The following is a 23,819-nucleotide window of genomic DNA, read 5'->3' on the forward strand; positions in this document are numbered from 1 at the left end:
TAGTACTCGGGGCATGGGACTACCCGGACGCTGCTGGTTACGGAGCTGACGGGTGCGGCGCCGGACCTCGACCGGTGCCGTCAGGTGTCGGTGCCGGAGTGGATCGTCGTCGAGCGCTGGGCAGCCCTGAGGCGGCGGCGAGCATTGCGCGCGTGCCGGAGTGAGCGACGATGCCGAAGCAATGCCTGCCACAACGCGAGCCGGTCTCTTGACTCCTGGGGCATGAGTGTCCGGGAGAGATGAACGATGAGGCTGGCCACGATGGCTGTCACGATCAGCCCCGTCGGTGCCCAAGGGGCCAGGATAGTTTGGAGGCTCGTCATATTGACCTCTCGAGGGAGAGACCATCTCCACGGTCCGGGCTGGCGCAACGTGGACCAAGCGGCGTCACACCCGAGTGTGGGTGGTGTCCAGAATCTAGCGGCTTCTGCGAGCCGGTCGCGTGCCAGGTCATGCGTGAATTGCACCAGCAGTTGAGGTGCTCGGGGAGGGCATATCTAAAAATGCCCTCCGGCATTCTGGAATCGCTACCGTGGCGACTTGGGCTGGGAGTTGTTCCAGCAGATGGCCGGAACAACGATGGCCGTGGTGACGGCGACCAGTCCGTGCCATTCCGGCATGCGGTGGCGGTCAGGATCTCGTCGGCCGTCGGGTCGCCGAGGAACGGCCGCGGCGGGCGGTCGTCGCCTGCAGCGATGCGAGGGTGATGAACGGGACTCCTCGTGGGGCTCCACTCATCGATCCCTGAGCGCCGCAGCCTTCCCCACGAGGAACCTCCGCTCCGGTTCCGTAGGTGCCAGATCGGCCCCCCGCAGAAACGCCGTCCGGGCCTCCCGCGCCCGTCCCAGCCGCTCGAGCATCGCGGCCCGCGACGCATGCAAGAGGTGATAGCCGTCCAGCCTGTGCGCGACGCCGTCGATCAGCCCCAGCGCCACCTGCGGCCCGTCGGTCTCGGCCACCGCAACGGCGTGGTTCAGCCGTACCACGGGCGTCGGCATCATCGCGAGCAGGCGCTCGTAGAGGCGCACGACGGCGGGCCAGTCGGTCTCGTCGTAGGTGGGGGCGGCGCAGTGCAGTCCCTGGATGGCGGCCTGGAGCTGGAACTGGCCCGGCCGGCCGCGCCGCAGGCAGGTGAGCACCAGGCGCTGGCCCTCCGCGATCAGCGGGGCGCTCCAGCGGCGCCGGTCCTGGTCGCGCAGGAGCACCACCTGGTGCCCGTCGCGCGCCGGCATGCGGGACTCGCACAGCAGCATGAGCGCGAGCAGGCCCACGGCCTCGGGCTCGTCGGGCATGAGCCCGACGAGCAGCCGCGCCAGCCGGATCGCCTCGGCGCGCAGTTCGCCCCTGACCGTCCGGTCGTCGGCGCCGGCGTTGTAGATCAGGTACAGCGTGGTGAGCACGGCGCGTAGCCGCTCCGGCAGCTCGGCCTGGTCGGGTACCCGGTAGGGAATGTGGGCGGCCCGGATCTTGTACCTGGCCCGGGTCAGCCGTTTCGCCATCGTTGCCTCGCTGACCAGGAACGACCGGGCCACCTCGGCAGGCGTCATCCCGGCGACGAGGCGGAGCGTGAGCGCGACCTGGTGTTCCGGCCGGATGGCCGGGTGGCAGCAGGTGAACACGAGCCGCAGCTGGTCGTCGCGCAGCACGCCGTTCTCCTCACCCTCGCCCTCGTCCTGGCCCGGACGGCGGGTCCGCGACGCCTCGACCGCCCGGGCGCTCAGCTCGCGACCGCGCGCCTCGCGCCGCACGACGTCGACCGCGCGGTTCCTGGCCGTCGCGACGATCCAGCCCGCCGGGTTGTCCGGGACGCCGTCGCGCGGCCAGCGGTCCATGGCCGAGACGAAGGCGTCCTGCACCGCGTCCTCAGCCAGCGAGATGTCGCCGAAGACCCGGACCAGCGTGGCCACGGCCGGCCAGTGGGCCTCGCGAAAAGCGCGGTCGACATCGTCCATACCCGCCCCGGCTCGTCAGCCGACGTGGTCCCGCAGCCGGCCGGTCGCCCGTAAGGGGCGCACCTCGATCGGGTGGTTGGTGGCCTCCACGACCTTCCTCGACCAGGCCAGCGCCCCGTCCAGGTCCTGCGCATTGATGACGTAGAAACCGCCGATCTGCTCCTTGGTCTCCACGAAGGGCCCGTCGGTCGTCACCTTGTCCAGGCCAGTCCCGCCGCTCACGACGGTCGCCGCGTCGGGCCCGTGCAGCGCACCACTGAAGACGAACACGCCCGCGGCGTCCATCTCGTCCTCCAGGGCCATCACGCGCGCGCCGAAGGCCCGCATCTCGTCCTCGGTCGACGGGCCGCCCTCGACCTGACCCTCCACCTGGTACACCGACAGCAGGTACTGGTTCATCGCTACTCCCGTGATCCTCGCGCGGGCGGTTCCCGCTCTCACCTGTTGACGAACGGCCGACCCCCGATCAGGACACCCTCGTCCAAGAGTGCCAGGACCGCCTGCTCACCAAGCTGCAGCAGAGCTGGGCTGGTCTGTCCGGCGGTCGCTCACCCTCGGTCGCGGGCGCCGCTACTGCGTGCTCGCCGCGGACTTGGCGAGGGCCTCCAGCCGCCCGACGACCGTGGAGGGAGTCGGGAGAGCGAGGGTTTCCAACCGGAGCGCCTCCACACGATGCTTCACCGACCGGTCGGCGCGAACGCTCACTATGGCCTGCGCAATGGCGTCAGCGGTCACCGTCATCGGATCGAGGACGTGCCCCAGGCCCAAGTCTTGTACGCGGTCGGCGGTGAACGGCTGGTCTGCTCCCATCGGGAAGACGATCTGGGCGGCCCCGCCAAGCACGGACCTCACGAACAGTCCGCTGCCTCCATGGTGGAGCACGACGTCGGCGCGCGAGAGCTCTGCGTCGAGGTCGATGTACTGATCTACCCGGACGTGTGGGGGCTGTGGCCCAAAGCGGGCGGGATCCAGGTCCCGCCCGACCGCGACGGTCGCAGGCGTTCCGACTGTGGCCAGCGCGGCCAGGATCCGGTCGAACAGATCGCCGGACTCGCTGTTGAACTCGGTGCCGAGCGTTGCGACGACGTAGGGATCGGCGCGCGGGGCGGGTCCAGGCTCGGGACGCATCCACAGGGAATCACCTGGTGCGGGAAAGCGTGGATCACGCATGGCCGGCACGAACGGGATGACGAACAGATCGCCGCGCGGGCGGATCGGCGCCCGCATGCCGAGCTCCAGGCGAAGTGCCTCCAGCGCGCCGGCGAGTCGGTCCGGCCGGACGAGAGCTCCAGAAGCGATCACCGCCACGACGACGACGGGCACGCCCGCTTTCTGGGCGGCGGCCATGGCGCCGAAGTCGACCTCGTCGCACACCACCAGGTCGACGCCAGACAGCTCACCCCTGATCGATGCTGCTGAACGCTGCGCGGCGTCGCCCGCGAAGTAGTGCCCGACGACGGACAACTCGTGCTCGATGTCGACCGGTGCAAGCGGTGCGATCGCGTCGGCGAGCTGGGCTCGTCGATCCGGCCTCGCCGCGATCCGCTGGTAGACACCTACCGGCGCAGCAGCGGCAGCCGACTCGCGCCCCACCAGCGTGAGCTCATGGCCCGCTTCGGCGAGGGCGACGTGCAGCGGGAGCTGGGGCACAAGGTGACCAGCGCCACCGACGAACGAGCAGAGAACGCGCACCGGTCGACAGTAGCCAATCGCTCGCCGCGCCGAGCGCTGTCCGGACTTCACTCAAGTAGAACGTGTGTTCGAGTAGACTCCTGTCATGTCCGTACCCGGCGCCACGATCCTGCACGCCGACCTCGACGCGTTCTACGCGTCGGTCGAGCAGTTGCTGGACCCTGCCTTGCGCGGTCGGCCGGTCGCCGTCGGGGGCGGGCCTGGCGGAGGTGTGGTGCTCGCGGCCTCCTACGAGGCCAAGGTGCACGGGGTGCAGGGCGGGATGCCCGGGTGGCGGGCGGCCCGGCTGTGTCCTGACGTCGTGTTCGTGCGGGGGCACTTCCGGGAGTACCAGCGGCTCGGCGATGCCGTGATGGCGGTCCTGGCGGACGTCACGCCGACGGTCGAGCGGATCTCGATCGACGAGGCGTTCCTCGACGTGTCCGGCGCGACGCACCTGTTCGGCCCGCCCGCGGCGATCGGGGAGCGGATCCGCGAGCGCGTCCGCGCCGAGGTGGGGCTGCCCATCTCGGTCGGCGCCGCGCGGACCAAGCACCTGGCGAAGATCGCCTCTCAGGTGGCCAAGCCGGACGGCCTGGTCGTCGTCGCGCCGGGTGAGGAGCGGGCGTTCCTCGACCCGCTGCCCGTCGGCCTGATCTGGGGTGTGGGCCCGGTGAACGAGCAGCGCCTCGCCGATCTCGGCATCCGGACGATCGGTGAGCTGGCGCGGACGCCGTCATCGGCGGTGGAGCACATCCTCGGGCTCGCCGTCGGCCACAAGCTCAGTGCGATGGCGCAGGACGAGGACCCGCGCCGGGTCGTCACCTCCCGCCGCGCGCGCTCGGTGGGGGCGCAGTCGGCCCTGAGCCGGCGCCGGCCTGAGACCGAGGATGTGCGGGCGGTGCTGGCGCACCTGTCCGACCGGGTGTCGCGGCGGCTGCGCGCCAAGGGGCGCGCGGGGCGCACCGTGACGGTCGCGGTGCGGTTCGCGGGCATGCGGCGGGCGACGCGGTCGCTCACGCTGGCGGTGCCGGTCGCGGCCACGCTGACGCTCACCGAGATCGCCGAGCGGCTGGCCTGGTCGGCGATCGAGGACGCCGCGCCGTGCGAGATCACACTGCTGGGCGTCTCCGTGTCCAACCTTGCGAACCAGCGGGCGGTCCAGCTCGAGCTCGACCTCGAGCCGTCCGACCCGTGGCGTGCCGGCTCGGCGCCGGGCGCGGCACGGCGCGCCGTCGACGAGTCGATGGACGCGATCCGGACGCGGTTCGGTGGGGACGCCGTCGGCTACCTACCCGTGGTGCTGCGCCGCGGCGGCGCCGTGCCAGACGAGTTCCGCGAGCTCGCCGAGCACGACCTGTGAGCGGACGGTCTCAGGAGCGGAGCGGCACCACCCGGAGGGTCGCCTCGCGTGCCGGTGAGCGGGTCATCCGGCGGGCGCCGGAGTCGTCGCCGTACCGGGCGCGCAGCGCCTGGTCGACCTCCGCCTCACGGCCGAGATCCGGGATGAACGCGACGGCAATGCGCTGCCCGGCGACGTCGACCTGGCCGTGACCGGACCGCGTCGCGGCGCGGTACCAGGCGCCGTCAGGCCCGTGGAGGGAGCGGACCAGCTCGTCCTGGCCGAGCCGGACGTGCCCGATCGGCACGAAGGGTCGCAGGGTGCCGTCATCGCGGGCTCCAGCGACGCGGATCAGGCCCGTCCGGTCGAGCAGGGACCGCTCGGCCTGTGTCCACGGCCGGGTCTGGCGCGGGCCGCCGCTCATCGGGCTTCCTGCGGGGCGGGTGCGAGCAGGGCCGTCAGGATGCGGGCCAGCTCGGCCCGGTCCCCGGGCGCGATCAGCGCGAGCCTGCGCTCGAACGCCGCCGCCAGTGCCGCGAAGGAGCGGTCCCGCGCGGTGACGCCGTCGTCGGTGAGCACGAGCCGGTGCCGCCGTAGGTCGGTGTCGTCGATCTCGCGCCGCACGAAACCCTTGGCGACCAGGTTGCGCACGTAGACCGTGACGCTCGCCTTGGGGATCACCAGCTCCTTCGCGAGCTGGGCCGGGTACGGCGAGGCGGCGACCTCGGCGAGCACGAAGAACTCCTTCGGCTCCAGCCCGAGCTCCTCCAGCTCGGCGCCGGCCTCGTCCAGCACGGCGGTCAGCAGGCGGTGGTTCAGCGTCCACAGCTGCGCGGCGTCGACCGGCATACGACCTCCTGGCGTCAGGTGATACGGTCAATGTAGTTCCATACTGTACTACCTAACACTTCGGACTAACACAGCCTGGAATGAAATCACGAGAGAGGTTCTCACCATGCTTCAGCACCTGACGATCCCCCGCGGGCCGATCGAGCTCGCCGCCGACCTCTATCTCCCGGACGATCTGGATGATGCCGCGCCCCTGCGTGCCGTGGTGCTCTCGACACCGGGCAGCAGCGTGAAGGAGCAGATCGGCGCGAACTACGCCGCCCGCCTGGCCGACCGCGGCATCGCGGCGCTCGTGTTCGACCCCGCCCACCAGGGCCAGAGCGGCGGCCAGCCGCGCGACCTCGAGGATCCCTACCGCCGCGGCGAGGACATCTCGTACGCGATCGACACGCTCGGCACACTGCCCGGCATCGACCCGGGCCGCATCGGCGTGCTCGGGATCTGCGCGGGCGGCGGCTACGCGGTACACACGGCCCGGACCGACCACCGCATCAAGGCGGTCGGCACGGTGGTCCCGGGCAACATCGGCACGTCGTTCCGCGGCTTCCAGCAGGACGGTCCGGCCGCCGCCCTCGACACCATGGCCGAGGCCCGCACGCGGGAGAACCGGACCGGCGAGCTGGGCCGGGACAACTGGCTGCCCGACACGCTGGAGGACGCCGCCGCAGCGGGCCTGACCGACATCGACACCACCCAGGCCATCACCTACTACCGCACCGAGCGCGGCCACGACGAGCACTCGACGAACCGCCGGCTGTCCCGCAGCGACCCGCTGCTCCTGGGCTACGACGCGTTCCACTTGGTCGATCAGCTCATGACCCAGCCGCTGCAGGTCGTCCTCGCCGGACGCATCGGCAACACCGGCTCCTACGAGTCCGGCATGCGACTGTGGAAGCTGGCGCCCAACCCCGTAGACCTCACGGTGATCGACGGCGCCGGGCACTACGAGATGTACGACGTGCCCGAGTACGTCGACGCCGCCGTCGACCGGCTCGCCGACTTCTACTCGAACCACCTGTAGGCCGGAGAAGGGGACGGCACCACGCTCTACGGCGAGGACGACGCCGCCGAGCACCCCCTGCCCGACGCCCTACACCCGGACACCGCCACCCACCGGCTGATCGGCGAGCGGTTCGCCCGGTACGCCTTCACCGGGACGGGGCCGTTCGCCGGGGCGTGAGGACGGCGGGCGTGCGCCCGGTTACACCACCGCCGCGAACGGCTGGTATGAAGCCAGCGTTCGTCGGCCCATCCACTAGGGCCCGGTCGCGGCGGTCTCCGGGTCGGGTCGCAGGGTCACCGTCTTGTGGTGCTGCTCGCCGTTGCGCAGGAGTTCCACCTGCACCGTGTCCCCGTCGGACGCCTCCACGGTGAGCCGCGCCAGGAGTGCGTCGGTCGGCGCCGCCTGGTCGTCCAGCCGCGTGATCAGGTCACCCACCCGCAGGCCGGCGGCCTGCGCGGATCCGCCCGGCGTGATGGCGGTGACGACGAGTCCGGGCGGCGCGCCGAAGCGTGCGGCGGCGGCCGGAGGAAGGGCCGAGACGGCCATCCCGAACGACGGGTGCGCGACCCTGCCGTGGGTGAGCAGCTCGTCCGTGATGGCCAGGACCGTGCCGACCGGCACCGCGAAGCCGATCCCGACACTGCCGCCGATCGGCTGTCCCGCGCTGTCCGGCACCGTCGAGATGGCGGTGTTCACCCCGACCAGACGGCCCCGGCAGTCGACCAGCGCGCCGCCGGAGTTGCCGGGGTTGATCGAGGCGTCGGTCTGGATCGCACCCCTCAGGACGGTGGTGCCGCCGTCGCCGGTGGGAACGGTCACCGAGCGGCCGGTCGCGCTGACGATCCCGGCCGTCACCGTGCTGGACAGGCCCAGCGGCGCGCCCAGCGCGACGACGGGCTGGCCGACGGCGAGGTGGTCCGAGCCGGCCGGTTCGATCGAGGGCAGCGCGTTCTCGTGGTCGACCCGGAGCACGGCGAGGTCGGTCTGCGGGTCGCGGCCCACGAGCTCGGCCGGGAGCAGCTCGCCGTTGGCCAGCCGTACCTCGATCCGCCCGCCGGGGACGGCGGGCGCGATGACGTGGTCGTTGGTGACCACGGCGCCGTCCTCGTTGAGGATCGCCCCGCTGCCCGTGCCCGACCGTGCACCTGTCGCGCTGATCGTGACGATCGTCGGGAGCGTACGTGAGGCCACCCGAGCCACATCACAGACTCCCGATGCTTCGGGAGGGCGGAACAGGAGTCGTGCGCCGAGCACGCCGCCGGCCAGACCGAGCGCGAGCGCTGCGAGCACCGCGCAGGCAACGAGCACGGCCGGGCTGCGCCACCAGCGCTGTCCAGGTTCGTCGGGCCGCGCGGCAGGCATCGTGCCTCCCTGGGTGCGGTGCCTCGCAGGTGCGGGTCGTGCTGAGATCGGGACCGCCTTCAGGATCGCACGTGCGCGGGCCGACGGCGACGCCAGGTACCGACAGTGCGCCCATCAGGGCGTCACCATGACCGGCTCGCCGGTCACCCTTTCCGAAGGTGTAGGCGTCGATCCGCGTGGGGCTCGACGGCGACGGCATTGCCTGCGAACGTACTGCTGAGCGTCTGCAGGACGACGTCGACCCCGCCGCGCTGGACCTGCCGTTCGTGTCCTACCACCGCTGGGCGGAGCGCGGCCCGTCCACGGTGCGCGTGTTCATCCCCACGACCCGATCCGAGGAGACCCGATGACCGACCCGACCACGCCGGTCACGCCCACGCCACCCCACGGCGACCTGCCCGTCCGTGCCGATGGTGCCCGCCTGGTCTGGCGGGGCGGCGGCGAGACCGTCGTCGTCGAGCCGTGGGGCCGCGACAGCGTCCGGGTGCGTGCCACGCTCCTCGGCGACGTCGAGGACACCGACTGGGCGCTGCTGGTGCCCGACCCCGCGGCGCACGCCGACGCGCGTGCCGAGGTCCGTGCCGACGGCGCGACGCTCGTCAACGGCGGGATCCGCGTCGAGCTCACCGCGGCGGCCGGGTGGCACTGGAGCGTCGGCTACGAGGTGGCGCGCTGCGAGCTGGCCTTCTACGACGCCGACGGCCGGCTCCTGCTCCGCGAGCTGGGCCAGGGCGGCTCGCTCCAGCTCCGTGCCCGGAACTTCCGCCCCCGGCTGGGCGACGACGGCCACACCCTCACGGCGTCGTTCGAGTCCGACCCGGCCGAGAAGCTGTACGGGATGGGGCAGTACCAGCAGCACGTGCTGGACCTCAAGGGGTCCACGTTCGAGCTGGCGCACCGCAACTCCCAGGCGAGCGTGCCGTTCGTGATGTCGAGCGGCGGGTACGGGTTCCTGTGGCACGATCCGGCGATCGGGCGCGCGACGTTCGCGCGCAACCGCACCGAGTGGCACGCGGAGTCCACGCGGCAGCTCGACTACTGGGTCACCGCCGGCCGCACGCCCGCGCAGATCTCGCGCGCGTACGCCGACGCGACCGGGCACGCCCCGATGATGCCGGAGCGCGGGCTCGGGTTCTGGCAGTGCAAGCTGCGCTACTGGAACCAGGAGCAGCTCTTTCAGGTCGCGCGCGAGCACCGCCGTCGTGGGCTGCCGCTGGACGTGATCGTCGCCGACTTCTTCCACTGGCCGAAGATGGGCGACTACCGGTTCGAGGACGAGTTCTGGCCCGACCCGGCGGCGATGGTCGCCGAGCTGCGCGACCTCGGCGTCGAGCTCATGGTGTCGGTCTGGCCGCAGGTCTCGCTGGAGTCGGAGAACGACTCGTACCTGCGGCGGAACAACCTGCTGGTGCGCGCAGAGCGCGGGCTCGACGTGCACATGTCGTTCCAGGGCCCGAGCACCTTCCTCGACGTGACCAACCCCGAGACACGCGCCTGGCTGTGGGAGACCTGCCGGCGCAACTACGGCGCGCACGGCATCCGCACGTTCTGGCTGGACGAGGCCGAGCCCGAGTACGGCGTCTACGACTACGACGCGTTCCGCTACCACCTCGGCCCGGCGCTGCGGGTGGGCAACGTGTACCCGCAGGCGTTCGCGCGCGCTTTCTACGAGGGCCAGCGCGCCGACGGCGAGGAGGACGTGGTGAACCTGGTGCGCTGCGCCTGGGCCGGCAGCCAGCGCTACGGCGCGCTGGTCTGGTCCGGCGACATCTCCTCGACGTTCGAGGACCTGGCGCGGCAGGTCACCGCGGGCATCCACATGGGCGTGGCCGGGATCCCGTGGTTCACCACCGACATCGGCGGCTTCCACCACGGCGACACCACCGACCCCGCGTTCCACGAGCTGCTCGTGCGCTGGTTCCAGTTCGGCGCGTTCAGCCCGGTCATGCGGCTGCACGGCGACCGGCTGCCCGGGCACGAGGTCGCCGCAGCGGACGGCTCGCCGCGGCTGGGCTCCGGCGGCCCCAACGAGCTGTGGAGCTTCGGCGAGGAGGTGTACGGCGTCCTGGAACGCTACGTGCACCTGCGCGAGGCGATGCGCGACTACGTGCGCGACGTCATGCGGGCCGCGCACGCCGACGGCCAGCCCGCGATGCGCGGCCTGTTCCACGACTTCCCCGACGACCCGCGCGCCTGGGACGTCGACGACCAGTTCCTGCTCGGCCCGGACGTGCTCGTCGCACCCGTCCTGACGGCCGGCGCGCGCGAGCGCGACGTCTACCTGCCCGCCGGGGCGCGGTGGACCGACGCCGCCACGGGCGAGGTGCACGACGGCGGGGCCTCCGTGCGCGCGGCCGCCCCGCTCGACGTCGTGCCCGTGTTCCTGCGCGACGGCGCGCTCGGGCACCTGGTCGGCCGCACGAGTGGCCGCGTCGCCCCGGGGGTGCCCTAGCTGCGCCGGGTGCGGCCGGCCGGCGCGTCCGCGAGGCCGGCAGTGCGCCGCGAGGTCGGCACTCTGCATCGAGATCGGTCCAGCACTGGACCGATCTCGATGCGAACTGCCGACCTCGCAGGAGAGCGCCGTCCGCTACCGGCCGACCGGCGTGGCCCGTTTCTCATGGCGGAAGACCGGGGGAGTGAAACTCCATTGAGTTCTGGCGCCCGCCGACCCACCATAGGTTGGTCGCGATATTCGTGCTCCTGCATCCCTGGGAGCGCTCCCACCGGTTCTGCGCTCACTCTGAATGGGTTGACGGCATGTCGACGGATTCGCATCAAGGCATCCAGGAACATCCCGGTCCAGAGGGGATCGGCGTGCTGATCCGCAGCGCCCGTCGGCGACGTGGATGGAGTCAGGACATGCTGGCCGCCCGGCTGGTCAGGGTGGGCCTGGAGAGCGTCGACCGGATCCAGGTCTCCCGCTGGGAGCGCGACGAGCGCATCCCCGGTCCGCACTCCCGCGAGAGGTTGGCCCTCGTGCTGGACATGCCGGCTGATCGGCTCGATCAGGCCGCACGTGTCAGCCGGGCGCGACGGCGCGCTCTGCACCGCGGATAGAGCTCCGCACCGCAAGTAGAGCTCCGCACCGCAAGTGGAGCTCCGCACCGCAGGTAGACATCTCAGCGGCCGATGCCGCCCGGCGCACCCACGGCGGCGAGCTGCCAGGGGTCGGTCGCATCGCGAAGACGGTCGCGCTCCCAGGCGGTGGGGACGTATCCGGCCTGGTCGATCAAGCGGCGCAGCCAGGACCGGTCGTCGTCGCTCCACGCTTCGTGAGCCCTGACGGTGAGCTCGCTGCGGGCGAGCGCGAGGGCGTGGGCGGCGTGGACCCTGAGCGCCCACCGGCCGCCGCGAACCCGCTGCCACCAGGCCTGTGCGGGGAGGTCTGCGGCAGGTCCGATGCGGAGGGCGAGCAGCCAGCGGCGGGCCAGGTGCCGCGACTCGGCGTCGGCGCTGTCGACGTACGCATCGACGATGTCGGCGGCGGCCTCGTCGAGCCGGGGCGGGGCGGAGGCCATGACGATCGCGGCCTGTTCGCGGGCACGCATGGCGGCCAGCTGGGGCGGCGTGCCCGTGGGGACCCTTCCGCCCTGCGGCGCAGGACCGGGGTGCGAGGGCACGGCAGTCGTGTAGTACTCCAGGTCGCCGTCGCCGTTGACGGCGGCGACCAGCACGCCCCTGCTGCGCGCGGCCTCGACGTCGGCGGAGCTGTCGAGCCGATGGCCGGGGGAGCGGGGTCCGAAGGCTTCGGTCGGGTCGATGAGCTGGATTCCGGTGTCCGCCGCCCGGGCGATCGAGGCCGCCCGCCTGGTCGTGTAGGCGTGGCGGGCGGTGTACTCGTCGATGGCGCGGTCGACGGTGGTGATCCACCGGTCAGGCCCGGCGTCGGCAAGGAGACGCCAGACGCCGAGCATCGTCTCGTGCGTGGCGAGCTCGACCAGCCGAAGTCCGTCCTGGATGGCCAGTTCTCCGGAATCGATGCGGGACTGGAGCTCGGCGGGCAGGTTGAGCAGTGCCAGGCGCCGGGAGACGTGCGGCTGGCTGCATCCGCTCTGACGAGCGATCTGGCGCTGCGACAGCCCTGTCTCCAGGGCCTGCTGGAAGGACCGGGCCTCGTCCATCGGAGTCAGCGGGGCGCGGGCGATGTTGTCGGTCCGCATGAACGCCAGCTGGGCGGCAGGGTCGTGAGCCAGGCCGTCGCGGCGGACCGCGACGCTGACCATGGTGTCGCCGTCGTCGTTCGCGGCCTGGGCGAGAGCGGTCAGGCGCCGGTGTCCCGACAGGGTCACCCAGTCCTTTCCGGCCAGCGCGCCCGCGTGATCGGGCCACAGCGCGGCGACCGGCTCGGCGGGGATGACGACCGGGTCGATCAGGATGCCCAGGGCCTCGATCGACGGCGTGAGCTCGTCCAGGTCGCCCGGGCTGGTGCGCGGGTGGGCGGGGTGCGGGGCGATCTGAGTGATCGGGACGATCCGGTGTTCGAGTTCGGGTTCCGCCTTCAACTGCGCAGTCCCTTCGCTTAGCCCACCGAGCGACCAAAGTGACGTCAGCGGGACGTCGACGTCGGCCAGGAGCCAGGGTGAGCCTTACGCGCAAGCGTCATCCTCGCTCATTCGGGCCGCGGGCGACAGTGGCCAGTTCTGCGAGGGACGCGGGCGGCCCGGGTCTGGTACAGCACGTGCTGAAGGGGTCGCGGTGATACCGCGGTATCACCGCGACCCGTCGCTTCGCCGTCGCCCCAGGTGCCGCATGACGTGCGCCGGCCACAACTGGCCACTACCACGGGGCGGGGACCGACCTGAGTCTGGAGCCAGGCCGCCGCCCCTGCTGTCGCAGGGCACCAGGAGGCCGCACGGGGAACTTTCGAACCGGGAGTCCCTACGCCCGTTGCCTGGCCGCCCAGGCCGGACCCGACGACGAAGGATGTGCGATGTGCGTAGCGCAACAGAGCCGGAGGTTGTCGTGAGTGCTGAGTCCAGTGTCACGGTGCCTGGCATGCTCGCGGCCAGGGCCAAGGAGCGGCCCGACGCGACTGCGATCGAGGTTGTCGGTGCGGGCCGGCTCAGCTACTCCGGGTGGAATCGGCGTGCCCGCGCGGTCGGTCATGGCCTCATCGGCAGGGGCGTCCGGCCCGGCGACCGCGTCGTGGTCTGCGCCTCCGGTGACTGGATCGCCTTCGCGATCGGGTACGTCGGGGTGCATGCCGCCGGGGCGATAGCCGTCCCCGTGCTGGCGTCCAGCAGCGATGAGCAGATCGCTCGCGTGGCTGCGGAGGCCGGGGCGGTCGGCGTCGTCGCGGACGTCCCGGTGAGTGGGTGCCCCGGATGGTCCCTGGCGGTCCACGAGCTCGAGGCGGCCCAGCCGACCGGCCCGACCGGCGTGGAGGTGAGCGGGGCGGACGACGCCGAGATCCTCTTCACCTCTGGGACGACCGGACGGCCCAAGGGGGTGGTGTCCACGCACGACAACCTGACGCACGCCGTCCGGCAGCGCGGCGAAGGTGTGCCGGCGGCGGAGGCGCCGGTGCGTACCGTCCTGCACGCGCTGCCGCCCGCGACGAACGCGGGGCAGAGCCTCATGATGCAGGCGCTCAGCGCGGCCCCGCACACCATGGTCGTGCTCGAGAAGTTCAGCGCCGATGGCCTGCTGGGTGCGGTACAGAGGTTCAGGCCGGACGATGTGGTGCTGGTCCCCGCCTACGCGCTCGCGCTGTTGCGTGTCAGGGCGCGGTTCGACCTGAGCGGCGTGCGACAGGTGCGGACCACGAGCGCACCCATCTCGGCCGCGACGCTGGCCAGGCTCGCCGAGCTGTTCCCGAACGCCAGCGTCGTCAACATGTACACCTCGACCGAGAGCTGGCCCGCGCGCCTGCGGATGCGCTTCGACCCGAGCCGGCCGTTCTCGCTCGGCCGGGCGCACGGCGGCAGTGAGGTACGCATCGTCGACCGGTCCGGTGAGCCGGTCCCCGCGGGCACGTCGGGGTCGGTGCAGCTCCGGGTGGACGGCGTGCGCCCGCGCCGCTACTGGAACGACACGGAGAACAGCGCGAGCGTCTTCCGGCCGGATCGGTGGGTGAGTACCGGCGACGTGGGCCGTCTGGACGATGGCGGGTACTTCTACCTCGAGGACCGCAGCGCCGACACGGTGAACGTCGGTGGGCGCAACGTGTCCACCCTCGCCGCGCAGGGCGTCCTCGAGGAACACCCTGACGTGGAAGAAGCAGCGGCGTTCGGTATGCCGCATCCGACGCTCGGGCAGTACCTGGTCGCCACGGTGATCGGCTCCGACGGTCTCGACCCCGACCAGGTCCGCTCCTTCGCCGCCGCGCGGCTGGGTGAGGCCGACGCGCCCAAGCGAGTCGTCCGGGTCGAGCGGTTCCCCCGGAACGCGCTGGGCAAGGTGGTGAAGCGTGAGCTGGTCGGGACCGTCTCCGCGCTGCTCGCGCGAGGCGACGGGCGCGGCCGGGCAGCGAGCGAGCCGGCGAGCGACACCGAACGCGCGGTGGCCGCCATCTGGGAGCGGGTGCTGGACGTAGCCCCCGCCACGATCGGCCCGGACGCCGAATGGCTGTCGCTCGGCGGATCGTCGCTCGAAGCGGCCGAGGTCGCGCTGCTGGTCGGTGACGAGCTCGGGCGCGACGTGCCCGAGAGAGCGCTGCACACGAACCCGACACTGCGCGCCTACGCCGGAGCGGTGGACGGGGCGCCGCTCGCGAACGAGGGCCGGCCACGGCCGATCAGCCGCATCTCCCGGGGGGTGCCAGGATGATGAGCAGGCTGCACACCGCGACGCACTACCAGCGTTCCCTCTACGACGCGACCGGCGGGCGGGCGTCCGGCGTGAACGTCGGCGCGGCCGTCCGGATGCGTGGTCACGTCGATCCCGACCGCATCAGGAGCGCACTGGACGCGCTGACGGCTCGGCACGAGGCTCTGCGGACGACCCTGACGCGGCACGCCGCCACCGGCGCTGCACACCAGGTCATCGGCCATCACGTGCCGTTGCGCCTGCGCGAGGTCAGCGTCTCCGAGGTCCACGAGGACGAGCGGGAGTCGGCCTGTGCTGCGCTCCTGCAAACGGAACTGCGCCGCCCGTTCGTGCTGAAGGACAGCCCGCTCGCTCGGGCCCTCCTGGTGACCCTCGCCGACGACGAGCGGGTGCTTGCCCTGATCGCGCACCACGCGATCATGGACGGCTGGTCCGCGGGCGTGATCCGCGACGAGCTTCCGCACCTGTACGAGCACGGCACCAGCGCGACGCTTCCGCCACCCGTGCTCCATCTCGCCGACTACGCCGCGTGGGAGGCCGAGCTGGCCGACGACCCCGCGACACAGGAGCACTGGCGCGCGGCGCTGGCCGACGCCCGCCCCCGCCTCGCCCTCCCGCACGACGTGCCGCCCGTCGGGGCCGTCGCCCGCACCACGCCGCACCCGCTCCCGCTCGACGGCGGTCCGACGCTCGGCGCGTTGCACCCGCTCATGGTCGAGGAACAGGCGAGCACGACCGCCGTCCTGCTGGCGGCGCTCGCGGCGTCCCTGAGCGATCACGCGACGAACGAGCGGATCACGTTCGGCGTCATGCGGTCGAACCGCCAGCAGCGCGACATCCGCGCCACGGTCGGGTTCCTGGCCGGGCACGTTCCGGTCACGGTGGACCTGTCCGGTGACCCCACGTGCGCGGCGCTCGTCGGCCGGACGGCCGACGCCTACGAGCGCGCGATGTCGCGCCCGGCTCCGGTCGGCGTGCTCCGCGCGGTACTGCCGGACACGGGCCGAGGGCCCCTGTTCGACGTGTCGCTGAACTACAGCCATCAGCAGGCCCGCGACCAGGCGGACGCGGTCGTCCGGCGTGCCGGGACGGAGTTCTCCCCGTTCGACCTCTCCCATGAGGAGCCAACGGACCACCCCTGGTGGGACGGGGCCTCCCTGCTGGACTTCCAGCTCAGGTCCGATGCGGCCGGGAGACTGTCCGGCGCCCTCGTGGCCGACGGCCACCTGTTCGGCGGCTCGGAGGCGGCGAGGTTCGCCGAGCGGTTCGCCGCCGCACTGCGCAGGTTCGCCGACCGCCCCGGGGACCGCCTCAGCGACCTCGACACGGCGAAGGAGCCGGCCCGGTGAGCGCGGTCGCTGCCGAGGCCCAGGCCGGTGTGCTGCCGGTCACCTATCTCCAGCAGGAGTGGGTCGCGGCGGTCGGCGGACACGAGTCCAACCACAACATCCCGCACGCGATCGAGATCACGGGACCGCTGGACCTCGACGACCTGTCCGCCGTGCTCGCGGCCCTGGTGGAACGGCACGAGACCATGCGTACGGCCTTCACCCACACCGAGGTCGGGATCGCCCAGCAGGTCATCGCGCCGTTCCGCCCCGAGTTGACGTTCGAGGACTTCTCCGGCGTGCCGCAGCCAGCGCAGCGCGCCGCGCTCGAACAGCTCGCGGTCCAGCGTTGCGAGCAGACGATCGACCTGTTCACCCCGCCGCTCTGGTCGGCGGTCGTGGTCCGGCTGGCCCCTGAGCGCCACGTCCTGCTGACCGTCTGGCACCATGCCGTCTTCGACGGATGGTCCAGCTCGGTGCTGTTCCGCGATGTCCACCAGCTCTACCGCGCCCGGCTCGACCCCGGATACCCGCCCCCGCCCGCGGCGAGGGTCCAGGCGGGCGACTACGCCGCGTACGAGCGCAGCATCGGGCTCGGGAAGCACGCCGGGTTCTGGGCCAGGCAGTTCCCGGCCGATCCGCCACGCCTGCCCGTGGAACGCACCGGCCAGGACGACCCGCTGTGGCTGCAGGCGCACCCCCTTCCGCACCTGGGAAGGGACGCGGTCAGCTCGCTGCTCCGGCTCGGCGCGCAGCACGGTGCCAAGCCCGGCAGCGCCATGCGCGCCCTCGTTCTGGCATCGCTCACGCCCTACCTCGGCGACGACGTGACGATCGGGTGCGTCACTGCCAACCGGGACACCCCCGGGCTGACCCACACCATCGGTCTGGTGAGCGACCACGTGCCCGTCCGGGTCGACCTGCGGGACAACCCCTCGTTCGGGGAGCTCGCCGGCCGCGTCCACGAGGCGACCAGACAAGCGCACCTGCACCGTGTCCCGGTCGGGGTGCTGCGCCACGAGCTGCCCTGGGCGGCCCAGGGGGCCGCCCCGTTGTTCGACATATCGATCAACTACATGCCGCACGCTCCGGGCAAGGCCGTCACGATCACGGCACGGGACGGCAGCACCATCAGGATGCGGCCGCAGATGCTGCCGACGAACGCGCTCCGGCCGATGATGACGTCGGCGTTCAGCGGGGCCGTGCGTCTCGGCTTTCAGCTCCGTCACTCGCACGAGGGACATGTCTCCGGAGACCTGTGGGCGCATCGCCCCGCCTTCACCACGAGGACGCTCGACGAGCTGACGGGGAATCTCGGCCGCACCGCACGCGAGGTGCTCGCCGCTCCTCAGCGCCCGATCCGGGACCTTGCGCTCCAGGGGAGGGGAGCGGAGTAGCTGCGCCGCCCCACTATGCCGCCATCGCGAGCCGCTGCTGGGTCGCCCACGCCTTCGCGGTCATGGCCACCGGGATCTCGGGGTCGAGCAGCCAGGCGGTCTCCAGACCGTTGATGAAGGCGATGATCTCGATGGCCTTGAGACGGGTGTCGACGTCCGCGCGAATCTCGCCGCGGTCCTGGGCAGCCGCCAGGACCGAGCTGATCCGGTCCACGGTCAGGTGATATCGGCTGGCCAACCGCGGGTGGAGAACGCCGTCGTCGCCAAGGTTCTCGACGACCAGCACGGTGTGCATACCTACCGTGTGCGAGTGGCTGGCCCAGCGGGTGACGTTGTACGCAATGATGTCGAGGATGCCGAGACCTGAGTCGGGGTCCTGCCAGAGAATCTCTTCCTCGGCCTCGTCGCGCCGATCCAGCACCGCATTGAGCAGTGCCTCTTTGCTCGGGTAGTGATAGAGCAGGCCGCTTTGTGAGACTCCGGCTTCGGCGGCGATTTCTGCAAGATTGGTGCCGCGGGACCCGTTGCGCGCCACGAGCCGAGTGGCGGCCTCCACGATCAGCTCCCTGCGCGCATTTCCCTTTGCCGAAACAGATTTCTTGACGCCGACGGGCTCTAGTGCCGTCTGAAGGTGGTCCTGCCGTCTCATATCCATATCCTATCGTCAACGATTCCTTACTTGACAGCGCCCTGAAGGAGGGCTTTTACGAAGTGGCGCTGGAAGAAGAGGAACACCAGCAGGGAGGGGGCGATGATCAGCAATGACCCGGCGCACAACAGTGCGATATTCGTGCCGTGTTCACCCTGGAAAGCACCCAGGCCGCCGGCGACGGTGCGCATGGTCGGATCGTCGATGAGCACGAGCGGCAGCAGGTACTGGTTCCAGGTCGCCAGGAAGAACAAGATCGTGAGTGCCGACAAGGCGGGTATCGCGAGCGGTAGCTGGACGCGGCGGAAGATCTGCCACGCGCTGGCGCCGTCGAGCTTGGCGGCCTCCGTGAGGGCTGTCTCCACCGTGAGAAAGCTCGCCCGCATCCAGAACACGCCGAACGGCATGAGCAGCCCGATCAGCGGCAGGATGACGGCCCACCGGGTCCCGAGCAGCCCCATGTCGCGCAGGTTGTAGTAGAGCGGGGTGATGAGCGCCTCGAACGGCAGCGTCAGCCCGACGAGCAGGAGGGCGTTGACGAGTCTGCCGCCAGGCACGTTCAGCTGCGCGAGCCCGTATCCGGCGGCGGTGGCCATGGCGACGGCGGCGGGAACGACGCCCAGCACGATCAGGATGCTCGACTGGAAGAGCGCGAGGAAGTTCGCCGCGGTCCAGGCGTCGACGAAGTTGTGCCACTGCGGGTCCTCGGGCCAGGCGAGCCCTGGCGGTGTGCTGTTCTGCGGTGCGAGCGCAGCCGTGAGCATGCTGAGCAGGGGCAGGATCGCGAACGCCATGAGCGCCAGGAGGATGACGGCACGCGAGATGCGGTCCTGGACGGTTGACGTTCCGGCGTTCATTCGTTCCTCCCGATGCGCTGGATGGGCCAGATGACGAGCAGGACGAGCGCGGCGAGGAAGACGGCGAGGGCCGAGGCCTGGCCGATCCGCTGTTCCAGGAAGGTGAGCCGGTAGATCTCCACGCCGGGCACCATCGTCTGGTAGCCCGGGCCGCCCTGGGTCGCGATCTGGACCACGTCGAAGCTGGCCAGGGCCGCGATCGTGCCGATGGTCGCGCAGACGGCGATCTCCTGGCGGAGCCCGGGAAGCGTGACCGCGAAGAACTCGCCGACGCGGCCCGCCCCGTCCAGGCGGGCGGCCTCGTAGAGCGACGGGTCGATCTTGCCGATGCCGGACAGCAGGAGGACCGTGCAGAAGCCGAACGACAGCCAGAAGCCGATGACGCCGACGGCCGGCAGCGCGAAGGTGAAGTCGCCGAGCCACGCGCGCGTCAGGGACTCCAGGCCGACGGCGCCGAGCGCCTGGTTGACGAGCCCGTCGGTGGAGAACATCCACGTCCACGCGATACCGGCCGCCACGGGTGGCAGCACCTGTGGGATGAACAGCACGACCCGTGCGGTGGTGTTGAACGCTCCGACCCGGAGCTCTCGGATGAGGCTCGCTGCGACGAGCCCCAGGCCGACCGGAAGGACGGCGTAGAAGAAGATGAGGACGAACGCGTGGATGACCGACCCGAGCAGCTCGGGTTCGGTGAAGATCGCCCTCCAGTTGTCCAGGCCCGCTGGCGTCGCCGGCCCGATGCCGTCCCAGTCGTAGAACGAGAACTGGACGGACTGGCCCAGCGGGTACAGGACGAACACGGCGTACATGACCAGCGCAGGCGCTACCCAGACCAGGGCGCACCACCGCTGTGCCGGACGCCGTCGGCGGGCGGGCGCCGGAAGCCGTCGGCGGGCGGGACGTGCGGGAGGGGGCGGCCCCTCCGCAGTGGGACTCGGCTGCACCGGAGTCACGTTCCTCACCAGGTGGCCGGTGGATGACATCTACTTCTCCGCTTCATTCTCGTAGTCCTCCTGGATTGCCGCGGAGAACTCGGACGGCGAGGTCTTTCCGGCTACGAGAAGCTGCGTCTGCGGGATCAGTGTGTTCGCGTGCATCGAGGCGGTCGAGTTCGACATGAAGTCGACGAGACCGTCGCTCTCCAGCAGCGTCTGAAATGACTCGACGGTGCCGGAGACGAGGGATCCGGGCTCGGAGTCCGGCACGGACGCGTCCGCCGGCCCGGCGGGTGGCAGGCCCAGGATGTCGAGGGTGCTCTGGCGGGCGCCGGCATCTGTCTGGATGAAGTTCAGAAATGCTGCCGCCACGTCACGCTCGGGGGCCATGGTGGGAATCGCCAGCACCCCGGCGGCGGTCATCGCGGTGAAGGGGTCACCGGCCTCCTCGGGGGGAAAGAGGAAGAACCCGATCTCGCCCCGGCCTGTCTCCTGGAGTGTCGGGGCCTGCCAGTTTCCACTCGGGAAGAAGACGCCCTCGCCCTCGGCGAACCTGGCGGGAGCCTGTGTCTGGTCGATGCTGTTGACGTCCGCCGGCAGATAGCCCTCCTCACCCCAGCGCTGGAGGGTCGCGGCGGCGTCCACCAGTGCGGGTGTGTCGATGTTCGCGCCGGGCTTGTTGTAGTTCCAGTCCTGGACCACCTCGGTGCTGCCCGCATAGTTCATCTGGAGGTTCTGCAGCGGATACGCCAGCCCTCCGTCCTTGCCGTTCACCATGATCGGCAGGAGGCCGGCGTCCTTCGCCTTCTCCAGGCTCTCCTCGAAGGCGCCGAGTGTGGCCGGTGGCTCGGTCATGCCGATCTGCTCGGCGAGGGTCTTGTTGTAGTACATGCCCGTCAGCCCGAACCCCGGCCCGGCGCCGTACAGGTGGCCGGTGCCGCGCTGCCGGCCGTCGTCGTCCACGCGGGTGGAGGCGAACTGCGACTGTGGCCATTCCGTCCACCCGTACGCCTCTGCGTACGGGTCCAGATTGGTGAGGAGCCGGTCCTTGACCAGGTTCCCGAAGGATGCGAGCCGGACCAGGTCGGGCACGTCCGTGCCGGAGATCAGGCGAGGGACGTTCGTCGTCAGGTTGTTGAAGTCCTCGCCCGTCACCTTCACGGTGACGTTGGGATGCTTGCTGTGGAAGGCGGCGCCGAGCTCCTCGTAGAGCGCCACATCGGGTGTCGAGACGAGCACCTTGAGCGTGGCCGGCTCATCGCCGATGCTCGTGCTCACGCTCTCCGGCGTGTCAGAGAGCGGGCTCTGCGCGCCCGGCGCGCCGCACGATGCCAGGAGGGCGGCAAGAATGACCGGCAGCGCGGCCCGATAGCTCGGTCGCCGCCCCCGCCGAGGCTGAGTGTCGTTGGTACGCATGATGACTCCTCACAAGTGAATCTAGGACGACGGGGGCGCTTGGCGCGCCGCCTCAGGGGACGGTCGGTGGTCGCGGTCCGCCCCTGACGACGGGTGCGCGCCGATCGACTGCGCGCTGACCGCGAGACGTGCGTGATCCGGTTGCCGGCCGGCGAATGCTCGCCGTAGCGCCGAGCCGGCCTTTTCGATGGCGTCCATCGCGTCCGTCATGACGGCGAGGTTCTCGATGAACCCGTGGATCTGACCGACGTAGTCGTGGGTCTCGACGGGGACCCGGTCTCCGCGCAACCGCCTGGCGTACTCGACGGCTTCGCCACGAAGAATGTCGTGCTCGGCGGTGATGATGACGGCCGGAGAAACGCCGTACAACGTCTCGGCATGCAGCGGCGAGACCACCGGAGACCGCCGCATCAGCCGGTCAGGGACGTAGGCGTCCCACAGATAGCCGATCCGCTCGAACGCGGTTCTGCCGTAGTCGACCCTCCCCGCGAAGTTCGAGTACGACTCCACGAATCGCCGCTTGGCCGTGGTGTCCATGGTGCTGTCCAGAACCGGGTACACCAGCAGTTGCAGCGCAAGATCGAGCTGGGAGTCCCTCGCCCGGAGCGCGGACGCCGCCGCGAGGTTGCCGCCGGCGCTGTCGCCCCCGACGGCGACCCTGGAGAAATGACGTCGGGCCCAGCCGACCGCGGCCCATGAGTCGTCGAACGCCGCCGGAAACGGGTGCTCGGGCGCGAGCCGGTAGTCGATCGTGAGGACGGCGCATCCAGCACGGTTCGCGAGCGCTCGCGCGACGCCCTCGCAGCAGTCCAGGTCGCCCAGCATCCAGCCGCCGCCGTGGATCCAGACCAGAACGTCCTCTTCGTCGCCGCGTGGTCGGTAGAGCCTTGCGGGAACCCCGCCGGCCTCGATGGTCTCCACCGAGACGACGTCCTCCAGCGGACCGCGGAACGCCAGTACGTGGTCGCGGGCCTGCTTCCGCAGCGCGGCGACGTCGCGACCCCAGTAGTTCACCTGGGGTGCGAGGGACTCGAGGTACCTGCGCACCTGCGCGCTGGGCACGGGGCCGGTCGGTTTCGTCATAGAACTCCTCCTTGAGCTGAATGGGCCCGCCACGTCACCGGGCAGGCAAAGGGACCCACCTCCTTCGTGGGCACTGTGGGCGCTGTGGGCACCGACCGCGGTAGCAGCGATCGGTCAGGTGTCCGGGAACCTGGCAACACGCGAACGACAGGGCCGACACCGATGCCGTGGGCTGAGCAGGTCCTGGCCGGGCTCGACCGTTCGGGAGATGTCGGGGCCCCGGTCGTCCGTCCGGGGCACGAGAGACTCGGGGCTACCTGCGCACGTGCGTGCTGGGCGCTGAGTCGATGGGTGTTGTCACGAGCTCCTCCTCGAGCTGAATTGCTGGCGGTGCCACCAGGCACCGGATATGAGCGGCCACCCCTTCGTGGGCGCCCTGGGCATCGATGCGGAGCTTGCGGTCACGCACTCTGTCGGACCCTTGCTGCGGATCGCTGTGTTACCAAAACCGACTGAGTAGTCAGTCTGTTCCTTTGAATGTACCTCGCCGCCGCGCGGGTGTCCAAGTCCCCGGGGAGTCGCGTAACCGTTTTGTGATCCCCTGGTTGGCTGGCGCCTGCCGGGTCAGGCCGCGCGCCCGTTACGCGCCGGGCCAGCCCCTCAGGGCGAGGTCCGCGGCGTCCTGCAGCTCGGCGCGGGGCGTCCCGCCGGCGGCCTGGACGGCGATGCCGTTGCCGACCGTGATGATGTAGCGAGCCAGCTTGCCCGGGTCGGCGTCGGGCGGCAGGTCGCCCTCCTCGACGGCCCGGCGGAACCGCTCGCGCAGCAGGGTCACGGCCTTCTCACGCCAGGCGATCAGGATGTCGTGGGCCGCGCGCCCGGCGTCGCCGGTGGCCAGCGCGCCCTGCACGCCCAGGCAGCCGGCGGGGCCCTCGGGCCGGGTGGTCGTCCGCACGGCGCCGGCCAGGTAGGCCGCGGCGACCTCGCGCGCGGTCGGCCTCTTCAGCGCGCGCTCGGTGTAGGAGGCGGGACCTTCGCTGTAGCGCTCCAGCGCCTTGCGGAACAGCTCCTCCTTCTTGCCGAAGGCCGCGTACAGGCTCGGGCGACCGATGCCCATGGCCTTCTCCAGGTCCCCCAGGCTGGAGCCCTCGTACCCGTGCTCCCAGAAGACCAGCATCGCCCGCTCCAGCGCCTCGTCGACGTCGAACTCCCGCGGGCGGCCCTTTGCGGCTCCTTGTGCTGTCACGCCTCGACGATACGCCTTAGA

Annotated in this window: 21 protein-coding genes; 8 read left to right on the forward strand and 13 right to left on the reverse strand. The window is 71.1% G+C overall.

Annotated elements, in window-relative coordinates; translation table 11 throughout:
• Positions 1–734: 734 nt before the first annotated feature.
• From AC0QU1_RS09020 to AC0QU1_RS09030, 3 genes are all read right to left on the reverse strand, one after another.
• Positions 735–1,952 (reverse strand): RNA polymerase sigma factor, encoded by a 1,218-nt coding sequence (locus AC0QU1_RS09020; RefSeq protein WP_483576055.1) that lies wholly within the window; start codon positions 1,950–1,952, stop codon positions 735–737.
• Between the two features lie 15 nt (positions 1,953–1,967).
• Complete coding sequence (locus tag AC0QU1_RS09025; protein WP_483576056.1) at positions 1,968–2,351, reverse strand: YciI family protein; 384 nt, start codon at positions 2,349–2,351, stop codon at positions 1,968–1,970.
• 171 nt (positions 2,352–2,522) lie between these two features.
• Positions 2,523–3,644 (reverse strand): glycosyltransferase, encoded by a 1,122-nt coding sequence (locus AC0QU1_RS09030; protein ID WP_483576057.1) that lies wholly within the window; start codon positions 3,642–3,644, stop codon positions 2,523–2,525.
• Positions 3,645–3,729: 85 nt separating this feature from the next.
• Here AC0QU1_RS09030 and dinB point away from each other — a divergent pair, with 85 nt between their 5' ends.
• A complete protein-coding gene (dinB, locus tag AC0QU1_RS09035; RefSeq protein ID WP_483576058.1) occupies positions 3,730–4,986 on the forward strand; it encodes a DNA polymerase IV in 1,257 nt (418 codons plus the stop codon).
• Between the two features lie 10 nt (positions 4,987–4,996).
• Here the strand turns inward: dinB and AC0QU1_RS09040 are convergent, their stop codons facing one another.
• Both AC0QU1_RS09040 and AC0QU1_RS09045 read right to left on the reverse strand, forming a co-directional pair.
• A complete protein-coding gene (locus tag AC0QU1_RS09040; RefSeq protein ID WP_483576059.1) occupies positions 4,997–5,389 on the reverse strand; it encodes a DUF2255 family protein in 393 nt (130 codons plus the stop codon).
• Complete coding sequence (locus AC0QU1_RS09045; RefSeq protein ID WP_483576060.1) at positions 5,386–5,814, reverse strand: MarR family winged helix-turn-helix transcriptional regulator; 429 nt, start codon at positions 5,812–5,814, stop codon at positions 5,386–5,388. The genes AC0QU1_RS09040 and AC0QU1_RS09045 overlap by 4 nt, the downstream gene beginning before the upstream one ends.
• Positions 5,815–5,920: 106 nt before the next feature.
• Between AC0QU1_RS09045 and AC0QU1_RS09050 the strand changes: the two genes are divergently transcribed.
• On the forward strand, positions 5,921–6,835 hold the full coding sequence (locus AC0QU1_RS09050) for an alpha/beta hydrolase (protein WP_483576061.1): 915 nt from the start codon (positions 5,921–5,923) through the stop codon (positions 6,833–6,835).
• 234 nt (positions 6,836–7,069) lie between these two features.
• Here AC0QU1_RS09050 and AC0QU1_RS09055 read toward each other — a convergent pair whose 3' ends face one another.
• Positions 7,070–8,179, reverse strand: a complete 1,110-nt coding sequence (locus AC0QU1_RS09055) for a S1C family serine protease (protein WP_483576062.1) — start codon at positions 8,177–8,179, stop codon at positions 7,070–7,072.
• Positions 8,180–8,355: 176 nt separating this feature from the next.
• Between AC0QU1_RS09055 and AC0QU1_RS09060 the strand changes: the two genes are divergently transcribed.
• From AC0QU1_RS09060 to AC0QU1_RS09070, 3 genes are all read left to right on the forward strand, one after another.
• Positions 8,356–8,529 carry a hypothetical protein gene (locus AC0QU1_RS09060; protein ID WP_483576063.1) on the forward strand — a complete coding sequence of 58 codons (174 nt, stop codon included), beginning with the start codon at positions 8,356–8,358 and terminating at the stop codon, positions 8,527–8,529.
• Positions 8,526–10,631 carry a glycoside hydrolase family 31 protein gene (locus AC0QU1_RS09065; RefSeq protein ID WP_483576064.1) on the forward strand — a complete coding sequence of 702 codons (2,106 nt, stop codon included), beginning with the start codon at positions 8,526–8,528 and terminating at the stop codon, positions 10,629–10,631. Before AC0QU1_RS09060 ends, AC0QU1_RS09065 begins: the two co-directional genes overlap by 4 nt.
• Positions 10,632–10,936: 305 nt before the next feature.
• A complete protein-coding gene (locus tag AC0QU1_RS09070) occupies positions 10,937–11,236 on the forward strand; it encodes a helix-turn-helix domain-containing protein (protein ID WP_483576065.1) in 300 nt (99 codons plus the stop codon).
• Between the two features lie 62 nt (positions 11,237–11,298).
• On the opposite strand, the gene AC0QU1_RS09075 is transcribed toward AC0QU1_RS09070, so the two are convergent.
• Positions 11,299–12,681, reverse strand: coding sequence for a ParB/RepB/Spo0J family partition protein (locus tag AC0QU1_RS09075; RefSeq protein WP_483576066.1), 1,383 nt, complete (start codon positions 12,679–12,681; stop codon positions 11,299–11,301).
• 493 nt (positions 12,682–13,174) lie between these two features.
• Here AC0QU1_RS09075 and AC0QU1_RS09080 point away from each other — a divergent pair, with 493 nt between their 5' ends.
• From AC0QU1_RS09080 to AC0QU1_RS09090, 3 genes are read left to right on the forward strand one after another with little or no spacing between them, the layout of a single operon-like run.
• Positions 13,175–14,947, forward strand: coding sequence for an AMP-binding protein (locus AC0QU1_RS09080; protein WP_483616482.1), 1,773 nt, complete (start codon positions 13,175–13,177; stop codon positions 14,945–14,947).
• A complete protein-coding gene (locus AC0QU1_RS09085) occupies positions 14,947–16,296 on the forward strand; it encodes a condensation domain-containing protein (RefSeq protein ID WP_483576068.1) in 1,350 nt (449 codons plus the stop codon). Before AC0QU1_RS09080 ends, AC0QU1_RS09085 begins: the two co-directional genes overlap by 1 nt.
• Positions 16,293–17,672 carry a condensation domain-containing protein gene (locus tag AC0QU1_RS09090; RefSeq protein ID WP_483576069.1) on the forward strand — a complete coding sequence of 460 codons (1,380 nt, stop codon included), beginning with the start codon at positions 16,293–16,295 and terminating at the stop codon, positions 17,670–17,672. Before AC0QU1_RS09085 ends, AC0QU1_RS09090 begins: the two co-directional genes overlap by 4 nt.
• A 13-nt stretch (positions 17,673–17,685) precedes the next feature.
• Here AC0QU1_RS09090 and AC0QU1_RS09095 read toward each other — a convergent pair whose 3' ends face one another.
• From AC0QU1_RS09095 to AC0QU1_RS09120, 6 genes are all read right to left on the reverse strand, one after another.
• Positions 17,686–18,321, reverse strand: a complete 636-nt coding sequence (locus tag AC0QU1_RS09095) for a TetR/AcrR family transcriptional regulator (RefSeq protein WP_483576070.1) — start codon at positions 18,319–18,321, stop codon at positions 17,686–17,688.
• A 26-nt stretch (positions 18,322–18,347) separates the two neighbouring features.
• Complete coding sequence (locus AC0QU1_RS09100; RefSeq protein WP_483576071.1) at positions 18,348–19,115, reverse strand: carbohydrate ABC transporter permease; 768 nt, start codon at positions 19,113–19,115, stop codon at positions 18,348–18,350.
• 59 nt (positions 19,116–19,174) lie between these two features.
• A complete protein-coding gene (locus tag AC0QU1_RS09105; protein WP_483576072.1) occupies positions 19,175–19,987 on the reverse strand; it encodes a carbohydrate ABC transporter permease in 813 nt (270 codons plus the stop codon).
• Positions 19,988–20,161: 174 nt separating this feature from the next.
• Complete coding sequence (locus AC0QU1_RS09110; protein ID WP_483576073.1) at positions 20,162–21,391, reverse strand: ABC transporter substrate-binding protein; 1,230 nt, start codon at positions 21,389–21,391, stop codon at positions 20,162–20,164.
• Positions 21,392–21,550: 159 nt separating this feature from the next.
• The gene (locus AC0QU1_RS09115; RefSeq protein ID WP_483576074.1) at positions 21,551–22,612 is read right to left on the reverse strand and encodes an alpha/beta hydrolase; all 1,062 of its coding nucleotides are present in this window, start codon (positions 22,610–22,612) and stop codon (positions 21,551–21,553) included.
• Positions 22,613–23,192: 580 nt separating this feature from the next.
• Positions 23,193–23,798 carry a TetR/AcrR family transcriptional regulator gene (locus AC0QU1_RS09120; protein ID WP_483576075.1) on the reverse strand — a complete coding sequence of 202 codons (606 nt, stop codon included), beginning with the start codon at positions 23,796–23,798 and terminating at the stop codon, positions 23,193–23,195.
• Between the last annotated feature and the right edge of the window lie 21 nt (positions 23,799–23,819).

It is taken from the genome of Promicromonospora noduliphila, from assembly GCF_056951025.1.